Origin of the sequence: Peristeroidobacter soli (assembly GCF_004138485.1) — a bacterium.
Taxonomy (GTDB): Bacteria; Pseudomonadota; Gammaproteobacteria; order Steroidobacterales; family Steroidobacteraceae; genus Steroidobacter; species Steroidobacter soli.
Genome location: NZ_ML142848.1, coordinates 1,628,581 through 1,642,890 on the forward strand (window position 1 = coordinate 1,628,581; position 14,310 = coordinate 1,642,890).

9 protein-coding genes are annotated in these 14,310 nt (G+C 62.9%); all 9 read right to left on the reverse strand.

The annotated features are described in order from the left end of the window. Positions 1-200 precede the first annotated feature (200 nt). Positions 201-1,223 (reverse strand): dipeptidase, encoded by a 1,023-nt coding sequence (locus EKO19_RS06840; protein WP_157995145.1) that lies wholly within the window; start codon positions 1,221-1,223, stop codon positions 201-203. Then, positions 1,213-2,586 (reverse strand): APC family permease, encoded by a 1,374-nt coding sequence (locus EKO19_RS06845; protein WP_157995146.1) that lies wholly within the window; start codon positions 2,584-2,586, stop codon positions 1,213-1,215. The genes EKO19_RS06840 and EKO19_RS06845 overlap by 11 nt, the downstream gene beginning before the upstream one ends. Before the next feature lies 1 nt (position 2,587). Beyond that, positions 2,588-5,224, reverse strand: coding sequence for a TonB-dependent receptor (locus EKO19_RS06850; RefSeq protein WP_129775595.1), 2,637 nt, complete (start codon positions 5,222-5,224; stop codon positions 2,588-2,590). A gap of 105 nt (positions 5,225-5,329) precedes the next feature. After that, positions 5,330-7,309 (reverse strand): CocE/NonD family hydrolase, encoded by a 1,980-nt coding sequence (locus EKO19_RS06855; RefSeq protein WP_157995147.1) that lies wholly within the window; start codon positions 7,307-7,309, stop codon positions 5,330-5,332. Positions 7,310-7,407: 98 nt separating this feature from the next. Beyond that, on the reverse strand, positions 7,408-9,111 hold the full coding sequence (locus EKO19_RS06860; RefSeq protein WP_129775597.1) for a winged helix-turn-helix domain-containing protein: 1,704 nt from the start codon (positions 9,109-9,111) through the stop codon (positions 7,408-7,410). Between the two features lie 40 nt (positions 9,112-9,151). Next, complete coding sequence (locus EKO19_RS06865) at positions 9,152-10,234, reverse strand: Gfo/Idh/MocA family protein (RefSeq protein WP_175596973.1); 1,083 nt, start codon at positions 10,232-10,234, stop codon at positions 9,152-9,154. 73 nt (positions 10,235-10,307) lie between these two features. Next, positions 10,308-11,705: a spinster family MFS transporter gene (locus tag EKO19_RS06870; RefSeq protein WP_129775599.1), complete on the reverse strand. Its 1,398-nt coding sequence runs from the start codon at positions 11,703-11,705 to the stop codon at positions 10,308-10,310. Then, positions 11,695-13,248, reverse strand: a complete 1,554-nt coding sequence (locus EKO19_RS06875) for a glycoside hydrolase family 32 protein (protein WP_129775600.1) — start codon at positions 13,246-13,248, stop codon at positions 11,695-11,697. The genes EKO19_RS06870 and EKO19_RS06875 overlap by 11 nt, the downstream gene beginning before the upstream one ends. 92 nt (positions 13,249-13,340) lie before the next feature. After that, positions 13,341-14,255: an ROK family protein gene (locus EKO19_RS06880; RefSeq protein WP_129775601.1), complete on the reverse strand. Its 915-nt coding sequence runs from the start codon at positions 14,253-14,255 to the stop codon at positions 13,341-13,343. Positions 14,256-14,310: the final 55 nt, after the last annotated feature.

Consider the following 14,310-nt stretch of genomic DNA (forward strand, 5'->3'; position numbering starts at 1 on the left):
TCGGCGGGAGAATGCACGACCTGGCAGGTCGGCCTGCCGACCGCGACTGGAGTTATGGTGAGCGCACCGGTCCAGCTCGGCCTCTCACTGCTGTTTCCGCAGCAGCCGTGCCTCCGGATAGTGCTGTTTGCCTTCGAGCAAGGGCGTGGCCGCATCGAACGCCACAAGCACGCCCAGCAGGATGATCACGGGCCGCATGATCAGCGCCACACCTGCGAGCACACCCGCATGTAGTTGCGCCCCAGAATGTCCTCGACTGCGGACTCGGCATAGCCGTGCGTGAGCATGAGTTCGATCAGCTCGACGAGTTGTTCCGGCATGGCATAGCTGAATCCCGGCCAGGCCGGATCCTGGGCCATTGGCCATTCCTCCGGACGGCCGCGCGCCCAGCGATTCAACGGTTCTGGCTCGAACACGATATCGAGTCCGATGCCGACGTGCGCCGGACCGATCAGTTGCACATAGTGATCGAGATGCCGGAACAGCGTCTCGCTGCGGCACTGGGTATCGCCCAGATATTCGCTGGAGCCCGAGATCGCCACCAGCCCGCCGGTGTCCGCGCAGGCCGCGGCCTGCACATCGTCGATGTTTCGAAAGCTGGTGTGCACGGCGTTGGCATTCGAATGACTGATGACCATGGGCCGCTGCGCCATCGCCAGTGCATCCAGAGACGTCTGTCGCCCCACGTGACTCAAGTCGATGAGCATGCCGACGCGTTCGGCTTCGCGAATGAAGCGGCGACCATACGCCGTGAGCCCGCCATCGACGCGCTCCGCACAGCCGCTACCAGTGCAATTGGCGGTGTTGAAAGCCAACAGGGTCTGGCGCACGCCGAGCGCGTAGAAGGCGTCGATGAGATTCAGGTCGCGCTCGAAACAGCGTGTGCCTTCAAATTGCATCACCACCGCGAGCTTGCCGGCACGCTTGGCAGTGGCAATGTCGTCCACCGTCTGCGCCAGCATGAGACTGGACGATCGGGCACGCAGCTCATTACGCGCCCAGCCGGTTAAACGCAGCGCCTCGGCACTGTTGTGATTGTCGCCGGCGAGTGTCAGCCCCAGCGCGGTCACGCCTGCAGCCGCAAACCGCTCCAACCGATCCCAGGTATTGCCGACGGACTCGAGACCCGGCAGATCGACCGGCCACACGTTGTCCCACACCACACTGGACTTCAGCAATTGGCGAGCACGCTCGGCGTGCGCCGACGACGATTCAGTTTGCACCAGACATCTTCCTCGATCTAAACAGCCAGGACAGCGCGGCGGCCACCACCGCAAAGAACGTGACGATCACTTCAGGCGCCAGCCATCCGCCTTCAGCGACAGCAGAAACGATGACATAGGCGGCCATGGCCGCGGCCACGACGGCGCCCACAATCACGATGCAGCGTTCGGCAAGCGTCACCGCATGCCGCCACGTTGCGATGCTGACCAGCAGATAAACCAAGCCGAAGCACATCGCTGCGACGTTGACGATAGGCACCAGGGCAGGACGGCCCGCGAGTGAGAACGTTCCGCCAATCACAGTGATCGCGACGGTCGCGAGGCGTGCGTCCCACTCTCTGCCGGTCAGCTGCATTCGCAGTTGCTTCAACACACGCACCGAGGCTGCGAAGCAGGCAATCCACGCGGAGCAGATGCCAAGCAGCCCGGACATCAGCACCAGGTTCGCAAACGTCGTGCTGGAGAGTCCATCGCGAAATGCCGTCGCTGCTGGCAACGGCGCCGTGATCAGCGTTTGCCACGGCACCACGTAAGCTGCCGCAAGCACGATGCACGCGTAGAACAAGCACGCCGCGAAGATGGAAGCACGCATCGCGCCCGCCACGTCGCTCAATCTCACGCTGTCGGCGCGTTCGTTGGAGAGAATGGCCACGACGTGAAAACCGGCGTACCACAGCGGCATCGTCGCCGTCAGAGCCAGAACGCCGTGCCATGCCGAAACGCCATCGGGAGGCTCCGGCAACAGTGGCAGCAGATTCCGAGCTTCGCCACCGAACACGCCCGCGAGACAGAACAACGCGGTGACCCCGAGCTTCACCATGACGAGGACGTTTTGTACGCTGGCGGTGCTGGAGATGGGCTTGATATTCAGCACAGCAACGATGACAGTGCCGGTGAGCGCGATGACCACGCTGCCGACATGAACCTGCTGACCGAACACTTGATACAACGGCTGGCCTTCCAGCGCCGGAAACAGAGTCACGAGAATCCAACCCGCCGACACCGCCTCGAAAGCAACGACGCTCAGTGTTGCCAGTGACAACGCCGCGGTGACGCAGAAAGCCGCGCCGGCGCCCAGTGAGCCCTTGACTGCACCGATCTCACCGCCCACCGCGAACAGATCTTTGCGCGCCAGCAGTGCATAGTTGGATGCCACCACTGAAACCGCGAGTGCGCCCAACACCAGCGCCACCAAGCTGCCGCCCGGCCCGGCCTGCGACAGCCACTGCCCGAGCACAGTGATCCACCCGACGCCGACGATGGCACCGAAGCACATCATGAAAAGATGCAGTCGCGTGAGCCCTCGCCGCGGCCCGGTGCCCGCGGCGAGTAGCAGAGTCGATCGATCCGACGACTCGTTCATTCTAGAAGTCCAGATTGACGCGCGCGTAAATGTACCGGCCTCGCAAATCGTTCTCGTAACTGTTGTAGTTGTTTCGATAGACGACGAACGGTACCTCGCGATCGAAAGCATTCTCCACGCCCAGGGTCAGGCGCATGGCGCGGGTCGGCAACCAGTCGACCGCACGTCCGTCCTCGCCCAATGCATAGCTGACCTGGAAATCGACCGTGGCGTAGTAAGGGATCTTGTGATCGATCGGCTCGCCGCTCACCGACAGGTCGCGGTAACTGGTCATGAAATGATATTGCGAGGCGGCCGACCACGCGCCCTGCTCCCAGTTCAGCCCCATCAAGCCGCGCAGCTTCGGCAACGCGCCGGTGGAAAAGAAGTCGCCGGCCGACGGGTCGTACCCACCGACGATGTCGACCAGCCCGCCGTTGCCATCCTGCACTTCGAACGACGCCATGCGCGCCAGCCCCACGTCGACGCTGAGTTTTCCGACGGAGAGTTCAGGCAACGCGTAGTTCACATTCAACTCGTAGCCCGAGCTGCGGCGCTCACCGGCGTTATAGAAGTACGTCTCGACGATGACATCCTCACCGCCGGGGCCGATGTTGGTACCGTAGGTCGCGACGCCGTTGTCCGTACCGTCGAGCACGCCCTGCGCGCTGGTGGTCCCGGGCACGAAATCGTTCTGCTGGATGCGGTAGTAATCCAGCGACACCGTCAGGCCCGGCACCGCGTGCGGCGTGAAGATCGCGCCGATGTTCACCGTCTTCGAGGTTTCCGGCTTGATGTCGGGCGTGCCCGAGCCATAGATCAGCGCTTCGATGGGATTGCCGGTCGTTGGGTCGATCAGCACGGTGCTGTACGAAAAGTTGTAGTCGTAAGTCGCCAGCTCGAGATACGGCGCCAGGAACGCCTCGCCATAGGAAGCGCGCAGCGTCAGTTGATCGTCCAACGTCGCGAAGCGCAGCGTCGCCATCGGCGACGTGGTCGTACCGAAATCGCTGTAGTCCTCGTAGCGTGCGGCCAATGACAATTCCAACGGACTCACGTCGCTGCCGGCCCGAGGCGCGAGCAGCGGCACGCGAACTTCCGCAAACACCGAATAAATATCGCGCGACAGATCGTATGGATCGACGGTGCCCAGGCCCGACCAGCCACCGACCACCCACAGCGGATCGTAGTCGACCGTCACTCGCTCACGACGATACTCACCGCCCACCGCCGCTTGTACCGCGCCGGTCGGCAGATTGAACAGCGAGCCGCTGGCGCGGATATCGGCAATGTCCGAATAGAAGCCGATGTCACTACCGCGCGTGCCCAGCAGGCCGCGGTACTGCTCGTCGGTGTTACAAGCATTGCAGAACGGATTGAACGCTGTCGGGCCACTGCGATTGACGGCCTCCGCCAGGCGCGAAGAGATGAAAGTATCATGCGACTTCTGGACGACCTCGCTGCGATACCAGGTCAGTGCCGACTCCAGCTGCCAGGTGCCGATATCGCCCCGCAATCCGCCACTCAAGCGACGCGTGGCCGCCGTGTTCTCATCGCGTTGGCGCCCCAGCTCCATCGCACGATAGCTCACGTCGGTGAGCTCCTCGCCGAACGGGTTGTAGGGATTGCTGGCGGGAATGGTGCCGACCGAGCTGAAGGAGACGGCACGCGGCGCGTTCCAGACATTCTCTTTCATCTGGAAGTACAGGCCGGTTGCGAAGAACGTTACGGCGCCATCACCGAAGTCGTGCTCGAAATTGCCGAGCACCGTCAACCGCTCCGGATTGGAAATGATGCTCGGATCGCCGGTCGCGAGCGTGTCGAACATATCGGTCGCGGCGTCATAAGAACGATAGTCGGCGGGATTGAGCGAGTAGTTTCCCGGGCGCACACGCGTGGGGTCGGCGATCAGATCGGGAGAACCGGCGACGCCGCCGATGCGGCCCGGGCTGCCGAGGGTGCTGCGTGCATCGAAGCCGCCAAAGCGGCGCTTGTCGCTGGTGGATGTGATGTCACGTTGGGTCGCCCTGATCTCATCCCGCGTCATGCGATTGCCGAGAAAGAAAAATCGCGAGGTGTCGGTTTCGAAACCGCCGTAGAAGTTGAGGTCCGTGGTCGCCCCGCCGCCTTGCGTGGTATCGCCGTAAGTCATGTTCGCGTGCATGCCGTCGGACGACGACTTGAGAATCACGTTCACCACACCGGCGACCGCATCGGAACCATACACAGCCGACGCACCGGATTTGAGCACTTCGACGCGCTCGACGGCATCGGCTGGAATGGCCAGCACGTTGGCAGGATCGTTGGCCGACAAGCGGCGACCATTTACCAGCACCAGCGTGTATTGCGTGCCCAAGCCACGCAGGTTGACGAAGCCCCGGCCGCCGCTGCCCTGCTCGGCCTGCGCACCGCCCGTGATCGAGGGATTGCTTGCGAGCACATCGGCCAGCGAGTTGGCGCCGGTCTTCTCGATGGCCTCAGCGGTAATCACCTCCACGGGTGCGCCGCGCTTCTCGGCGTCCAGGGAGGACACGATATTGGAGCCGGTGACGATCACCTCCTCCAGCTCGGTCGACGGCGTGTTCTGTGCCAGCGCCGTGGAAGTGCCCGCAATGGCAAGGCACAACAGCGCGGACCGGCCGCGAATCCGATGAGTCATGAATCATCCTCCCCAAATATAGTTGTCGGCGACGTCGAGCCAGACCGAACCTAAGTCAGTGCGGGTAAACGCTCATCCGTTCGCGAGTAAGCTCGCGGGATTTTTTCACCGCGTCGTGAACTGCGGGGCGTCGCCAAGCACCGGCAAAGTCAGTGCCGATGCGAGATTGCCGCCGACATGGATACCGAGCCGAGGCACGGGTTGTTGCTCCATCGTGACGGTATTGCCTCGATCCGCGCCCGAGAGAGTCAGGCGCAGTTGCTCGCCCGCGTGAAATACGCGCCCCGTGGCAAGCATCGCGAATTCCAGCATGACGGGCGTCTGCGACAGCGGCTCGGCGGCGATCACATCCGACGACTGCGACGTGGGAAACGGCAGGTCGAAGTTCTTATAGGGCGCCTTGCCCAGCTTGCGATGCGAGGCGCGCAGAATGCCCTCCGCGACCAGACGCGATGCCCCGTCCTCCTTGACCGCCGACAGATACGCATACACATCTGTATCCTTGGCATTCTCGGACGACAACCACAACTTCACCGTCGGCACGCCGACCACCTGCAGATCCCGCGCGAGTGGTGGCGTGGTAAACGTCAGCGACTTCATGTCGTTGCTCGCCATGTCGATCTCATAGACCTTGCGCAGCAACCAACGCGTGCCCACTGTACCTGTCGTCGTGGTGTAGTCGACTGTCCACGGCTGACGTGTGGACTCGGATTGCGGAGCGGGCAAGAGCGAACCGTCGTTCTGAGAAAGCACGCTGCGAGCCGGCTGCGCGGATAGATATAAATCTCGCGCAACGACACCTTGCGGCGGCCACTGCTGAGCGTCGTACCATTCCGTGCGCTCGCGCGTTCTCTGCAAACCATAGTGAACGGGCGCACGCTGTTCGGCGTCGTTACGAATCCCGAGCAACCATCGATCGAACCACCGCAAAGTTTCGCGCGACACTATCAGCCCACGCTCGGCATCTCGTGGATCGTTGGGCATCGGTCCCAGGTAACCGTGCGCCCACGGCCCGTAGATCAGTTTCTTCGGCACGTCCAGATTGGCGTACCAGTACAGCATGTCGTTCGAGTAGATGTCGTGCCAGCCGCCGAACAACAGCGCCGGCACGCCGCTGCGATTGACGCGATCGACAAGGGTGTGCAGGTTGTTCTGTCCTTGCGGCTGGTAGTGATCGATGAACGGCAGCCGGTCACGCAACACACCGAGCGTCTCGAACTCCTGCAGATGAACGGCATAACCATCGGGGTTGCCACCGCGCCGATGCTCCTCGATCGCCTGCCGAAGCAACGTCTGATCTGGATCGGCATCCACTTCGGCAATGTTGGTGATGCGCTGCTGCTGTATCGTCGTGGAGCGATTGTCGATGTCGGCCACCCTGGCGCTCCACGCACCGACCCAGCCGGCGCGATAGACACCGCCCATGGAGTACGCGCTATTCGGGCCATCGAAGAACGCGACCTGCATGGACATCGCCTTCAAAGCGCGCGGACGCTCGGCCGCAACGCGCGGCTGGATCTCAGCCAGATAGGACGCGCCAAACATGCCGACCGCGCCATTGCTCCAACGCTGGCGGCCCATCCACTCGACCAGATCGAAGCCGTCCCTGCCTTCGACATCGTCGCCCTCGTTGTACGAGGGTCCGAAGGACGCACCGGCCCCGCGCATGTCGGCGACGACGACCGCATATCCATAGGCGAGAAACATCAGCGGACCCGAAGCGCTCGCTGGAATCTTCAAGACTCCGTTTTTATCGGCTGGCGCGTCAGCCCAGCGTACGGTGCCTCCATCTGGCCGGGGCACCGCGCGGCCATAGCGGGTGTACTCAAACAGGATCGGAAACTTGCCACGCGCGACGCGCCCGTTTACAGCGGGCAGGTAATAGTCCACTGCGAGGCGGACACCATCGCGCGCCGGCACATAAATCGAGCGGCGGATGGCTTCGTTATAACGAAAGGGTTCATCGATGCGGTATTGGCCCAGACCGGTTTCGGCCAGGGTGCGCGGGGCCGGCACGTCGGCCATCGCTGTCGAGACGACACAGCCGGCGAACAGCACCAGCAGAGAGATCGTAGAGAGTTTCATGAAGGATTCGCTGCAAGTCGCGCCGCTGCGCGGAGGGATCGGAGGAACACTGCCTCCGCTGAAGTAAGCGAGCATCCGCAGAAAGGTAACAGCGCCCGCTACGCTGCCTCGACCGCAAGCCCTCGGGCATGCAACAACGTCCGGAACGCGGGTTCGCGACGCAGGTTTTCCAGCATTGGCAGCGTCGGTGCGTACAGCGTCCAGGCGGCGGCATCGGTGGTGGCCACGCGAAACCATTCGATGGCGCGTTTGTTCTGGCCCAAAGCAGCCGAGGCGAGCATCGCGGCCTCGGCATAGGAAGGCGAGCCTGGCGCTCTCGCTTCCAACGTATGCAATTGTTGTAATGCTCGCTCGCGCTCGCCGAATCGGGCCAGCGCCGAAGCGAAGACCCCGCGATACAGGGGAGTGCCCGGAGACAGCTCGACCGCACGACGCCCGCGCTCGATCCCCTCGACATCGCCCAGCATCATCGCGTTCAAGCTGAAGAAGCAGTGCGCGCCCGCTGCCCGGCTGTCCAACGCCAAGGCTCGCTCCAGCTGTTCATGCGACTCCTTGAACAAGCCCGCCAGGTGCAGCAGCTGGCCGAGCTGCGCGTGGACGACGACATTCTCCGGCGCACGCGCCACCGCCAGATGCCCGACCTGGACGGCTTCCTGCACGCGGCCTTGCGAGACCAGAAAATCGGCGTACCACTGCAGGGCCACCGCGCTGGACTCATCGAGTTGAATGGCTCGCAACAGTTCACGCTCCGCGTTGGCGAAACGCAGGCGTGCGAGATTGATGAAACCGCAGGTGGAATGCGCGGCAGCGAGATCGGCATTGAGTGCCAGCGCTCGCTCGACATACGTCATCGCACGCTGCGTGGCTGCGCCCGCATCCGCCCCGTCGTAGAACGTACTGAGGATTTCGCAGTCGGCCATGCCGACCAGCGCCGGCGCGCAGCCTGGGTCGGAGGCCAGGGCAGTCATGAACATCTCGCGCGCGGCCAGAAAACCCGCGCCGCTGCGGATCGCGACGAAGCGTTGTCCCTCGACCACCGCGCGAAAGCTGCTCGATTGGCGATACTGTGTCCACACCTGCCTGCCACTGTAACTGGCGGCGGCAAAGCGCAGCTCGGCCACGAGCCGCTCGCACAGCGCTGTCTCGGCATCGTAGGTATCGCTGAGCGGCGCTCGCTCGCCTGACGTCCAACACACCTTGCCATCGTGCGGCGTGACCAGACGAACGTTGAACAACGCCACTGAGCCAAGCAGCCTGACTGACGATTGAATCGCCAGCGTGAACTGCTCCGGCTCATCAGCTGCAAGCGAGGCTCCACGCACACTGACTTCGAGACTCGACTCGGCTCCCAGGCTGGCAAGCAGCGTGTCACGCAGACCGGCTCCCAGCCTCAACGCCTCACCACCCTCCGACAGCATCACCGGCTCCATCACGGCGATGAGCATGCGCCCGCGCGCCTTGTGGGCAACTTGCACGAGTGCCGACGTGGATTCGCAGGGTTGATACGGCACCATGAGCACGTAGCCGGTGCCTGCCTGGGTTTGAATGACCGGGCTGCCTGCAAAGTACGGCGCGAGTTGCCGGCGCACCGTGACGACCAGCATGGACAGCGCCTTGTCGCTGACATCGCGTTCGGGCCATAGATCGCGCAACAGGGCCTGGCGTCGCACCGGCACGTTCGGTGTGCGACCCAGCCGCATCACCAGTTCGACACCCTTGCGGCTCACCGCCAGTGGTTGACCGTCGGCTTGAATGACCCGTGCCAGCTCATCAACCAGTAACGGCCCAAGCTTGGATTTCATCGCCGCAACCCCTCGCCCATCGACGCGAGATGAATGTACCTTACTTTACGTCCACCCAGCGTTGCGTCTCGGCACTACGATAGATGCCGAGCAGCGTGCTCAAGGCGCCTATGCCCAAATCGATGCTGCTCGGGGCCGGCTGCGCGCGGTCCAACGCATGAATGAAGGCCCGGAGCTGTCGCCCGAAGTGTTCCGGCGCGGCTCCCGCAGGCACCGTCAGCTCCCGCACCTCCCCCGGCACGGCAAGGAACAGACGGTTGGCGTAGTGAAAGATCCGAAGCGCGCCATGCGTGCCGTGGACTCGGATGAAGCTCGCCCCGGCACTCCACTCGCCGACCGCCCCGACGAAGCCCTCGTTGAGAACCCAACTGTGGCCATGACTGAACACGCCCTCCCAGGGCAGGTCGGAACTCACCGTGGACTCGTCATAGGTGAGCATGCCAAGCGCGCCGCATTCGTGCTCCAGCAGTGCGAACTCGGGTTCCATGGCCCGCCCCGTGTAATTCCCCCGCCCCAGCACGCGACGGATCGGACTGCCCAGCAGCCAAGGAAAAATATCGAGCAGATGCACGCCGTGATCGAACAGTCCGAAGCCGCCGCCACCCGGCGTGCCCTCGGGATAGTGAGCAGCCGACATCGGCACGAATTTATCCGCGCCCTGGCCGACCACTCCGCGCTCTTCGATCAAGCGCACCCGGCCAATGGTGCCGCTGGCGATCAGCTCCCGAGCCTGCATCACCGCCGGCAAATACCGATACGACGAACCGTACATGAATTGCACGCCGTGGTGGGCGCAGGCTTCCTTCATCGCCAGCGCGTCCTGCACTCGATTGGCAATCGGCTTCTCGCACAGCACGTGGATGCCAGCCGCCGCCAGCATTTCAGTCAGCGTTCGATGCGACGCTACGGTGGATAGCACGCAGGCGATGCGCGGGCGCACCTGTTTCAGCATGCTCGCGCAGTCGAGGAATCCTGGAGCCCCTACTCGCTCGGACACTTGCCGAACACGCTCGGCGCGCGGATCGACGACAGCAACGATCTCGATCTCGGGCAGCTCACGATAGGCGGCAAGGTGGGAATCGGCCACCGCGCCGAGCCCGATGATGGCGACAGGAATACTCATGACCGCGAGCGTGAGCGAGCCGTGGTAAGCGCACATCCGCTCGCGGTAAATCTTCAACTGGTCAACGGCAGGCTCAGGTCCGGGCGCGCTGCATATCGGCCGGCGCCGCCAACGCCGCCGCGTACAGAACCATCGCCGGGATGGGCATCAAACAGATCGGCGCCAGCAGCGCATAACGCAGCGATTCCACGCCCAGTCGGGAAGCCAGCAGGTCGCTCAGAAAACCGACGAACGTCGGCCCGAGCCCGAAGCCCACGACGGAGGAGAAGAAGATCGAGATGGCTCCCGCGGTGGCGCGCATTCCCGGCGGGACGACACTATAGAGCGTCGCCACCTGCGGCCCGCTCGGCACGCTCCACAATAGCCCGGTGACAAACACCAACATGATGGAGACTCCGACCGAGGGCGCGAGCAGCGAGCCGAGCGATGCTGGAATTGCCAGGCACATACCGGCCGCGCCGAGCAGCAGCGGCAGTTTGGTATCCCGCTGCGCGCCTTTGTTCGATAACAGTCCGCCGATCAACATTCCCAATCCCGAGCCGCAGCCCAAGCCCACGCCCAGGTACAAGCCCACCGAAGACAGGCTCAACCCGAACGAGCGCGCATAGAACGACGGCCACCATTGGGTGAGCGCGCAGTAAATGAAACCATGCATCACCGTGGACAGCATCAGCAGCTTGAACGTCCGGCATCGCCACAGGACCACGAGGGTGGCCAGAGGGCTCAGGCTTTCGTCGCGAGCCGCTTTCGTTTCTTTGACAGCAGCTTTCCTGTCGAGCACCCCGCGCGCCGGCTCACGCAACGTGAGCCTGACGATGAAGGCCACGCCGATTCCAGGCAGTCCCAGCGCCACGCACGTCCACCGCCAGCCGATGATTTCCGACAGCGGCCCCGCCAACGCCATCCCGAGCATCATGCCGACGATCAGACCGAACGAATGGATGGCGAATACCCCCGAGCGGCGCTCGACCGGAACGTAGTCGCACAGGATGGACTGCGCCGGAGGCAGACCGCCGGCCTCTCCCGCGCCAACGCCTACGCGCGCCATGAACAACTGCCAGAAGTTCTGCGCCGTGCCGGACAGCGCGGTCATGATGCTCCAGACCGTCAGAGAGATCGCAATGACATTGCGCCGGATGCCTCGATCCGCATAGCGTGCGATGGGAATGCCGCAGATCGCGTAGAACAGCGCGAAGGCGAAGCCCACCAGCAGGCCGACCTGTCCATCGGAGAGCGCCAGGTCCGCTTTGATCGATGGCAACAGCACCGACAAAGCCATCCGATCCATGTAATTGAAGACATTGACGATCGTCAGCAAGGCGATGACGTACCAGACGTACGTCGTGGAGTAGTCTCCGGGCCGCGCCAGCAGCCGATGATCGGTTTTCGGAAGACTCTCGCTTGGATCTCTTGCGTGGCTCGCCTGGTTGGGCGAAAGCGAAGCGGACTCGACGTGAACGCTAGTAGGCATTGGTTTCCGCGAGCATCCAGGACTGAATATTCCTCACGGCCACCGGCTGATTGCCACTGAAGACTTTGATCTGAGTACTGCTCTCCAGCTCCGGATACACGAGCTGCGTCACCGCCTGCCGTCCATTGGCAAACACCTCGATAACGCAACGATCGAGGAACACATCCAATATCAAGGATTCACCGTCCGCGAGTTGCAGCGGCGCCCTCTGTGCGGAAACGCGCTCGACGAAGGCCCGGTGCGCCGGATCGGTGTCGGGATGAAAGCCCGGCTGCACCTCCTTGCCGAACAAGAACGCCGGCACGGAAACCGGAGCGGCCACGGAGGATTTCACGAAGTCGACCACCACCTGCTGTTGTGCCGGCTCGTAACGAATGACGGTCTGCTCGCGTCCATCCGGCGAGGCAAAGACCTTGATGCCGAACGGCGTGGTCGATTTTCCGCCGGCGATCTCGATCTTCAGTTCGAGCGATCGTCCCCGGGTCCGCAACGTCGTCTCGGTGTCAGGCTGCAGAACGAGGTCGCGCTCCCGCGTCTCTTGCAGTCGGATCGTCTCGATCTCTTCGGGCGGATCGATCCGCACCACTCCCGTGTCATCGAGCGACACCACTCTGGGCAAGCTCATGATGCCGGACCAACCGTAGTCCGGCAGGTGCGCCGGCTTGTTGTGCTGTGTGATCCATCCCCAGACGATGTTTCTTCCTCGCGCATCCGTGAGATGTTCGATCGAGAAAAAACTTCCCCCGGGCCAGGTCATGCGCCCGTGCCGCTCGGGCGTGAATCGATCGTCGGCGAAATCGCCGACGTAGTACTGCGCTCCCAGCGTGTGGCTGATGAACAGCAGCATCCATTTGTCGCCGACCGGAAAGAAGGCGGGACACGCCACGTCCTCGAATTCGTAGCGCATGCGGTTCTCGCCGCTGACGGCGTTCCCCAGATATTCCCATTCGCGCAGATCGCGGGACTTGAACAGCCCCGGCTTCATGCCCCCGGAGATCTGGTAGTAATAGTCCGACGCGCGGTCGTACCAGGCGCAGGGATCGAACACACTGAAGGACTCATTGGGCGGAGAATCCTCTTTCAGCGCGGGCGTCGTCAGCTTGGTCCACAGCTTCAGATCGTCATCCGCCGCGCAGGCGAGCAGATTCGCCCCGGTGCCGAAACCGTGATAGATCAGATGCGGTGTGCCTTCCTTCGACAGAAACGCGCCGCCACTGAATATTCCCTTCTCCCGATCGCCCTCCGTGAAATTCAGCATGTCCGGATAAAGCGTCCAATGCAGCAGATCGGTGCTGACCGCATGACCCCAGACATGGCCGCTATCGAAGGTAAAATCCTTCGTCGGACGCTTCTGATAGATGAAACCGAGGTGATACTTCCCTTTCCAATAGATCGCGCCGTTGGGATCGAAGGGAAACGCATAGCCCTCCGGAGCGACAAAATGAAAGATGGGCCGGTGCGGATCGGACTGGATCAACTCTCGTATCGAGCGCGCGCTCTCGACGAGATCCAGAATACTCCGCGGTTCAGGTTGAGCGGCCATAAATTCACGCACGAGGGGACGTTCTTTTAATTGACCCCCTCAGCGGGCGGCTTCATCCCCCCGGGCGATTTCGAGCCGAATCTATGTCACATTCACTGCGATCCGCGGCTCGCGGCGTCCATGGCGAGCGCCAGCGCGCCCTTTACACCCGCCTGATTCCCCAACCCCGGGGCACGGAGAAATCCGTCCTCGTGAATCTCCGGCTGAACGTTGTAGCTGCCGAGCCAGTGCCGCATCCGTGCGCGCATCAACCCGAACAATCTCTCCTGCTGCATCACGCCGCCACCCAACAGAATCCGATGCGGAGACACCGTGCTCACCAGCTGCGCGCACAATTGCCCCAGATAGTCGGCCTCGATCTCCCATATCTCATCCGCATCGGACGCCTCAGCGAGCGAGCGCCCCGTGCGCGCGACGATGGCGGGGCCGCACGCGAGTCCTTCCAGACAATCCCCGTGAAAAGGGCACACGCCGGCGAACTGCAGATCCCGCGGATGCCGACGCACGTGAATGTGGCCCATCTCCGGGTGAGTGAGCCCGAGCAGCGGTTGTCCTTGATAGATGATTCCGACCCCGAGCCCGGTCCCGACCGTGACATAAACCAGCGACGGCAGACCCACGCCATTGCCCCAGCGTGCCTCGGCCAGCCCCGCGGCATTCACGTCAGTATCGATTCCCACCGGCTTGCCGAACTCACGGACGAGGACACCGCGCAGATCGAAATCAGACCAGCCGGGCTTCGGCGTGCTGGTGACGCGGCCATAACCCGCGGATCGCGGATTGATATTCAAAGGCCCGAAAGATGCGATGCCGTAAGCCTCGAGCTCGCCGTGTTCCGCCCGAGCGGCGCGGAAGAAATCGAACACATCGCGGAATGTCGCGACCGGATCGCGGGTCGAGAACCGCGATTCGAGGATCACGCGACCGTCGGCATCGCCGATGGCGCAGACAAACTTGGTCCCACCCGCTTCGATACCGCCAAACAATGCGTTCTTCGCCGAGCTCATGCGTACCCCAGTTGTATCGTGACATCGATACCTGCGATGTCGGTGCATACTGGAA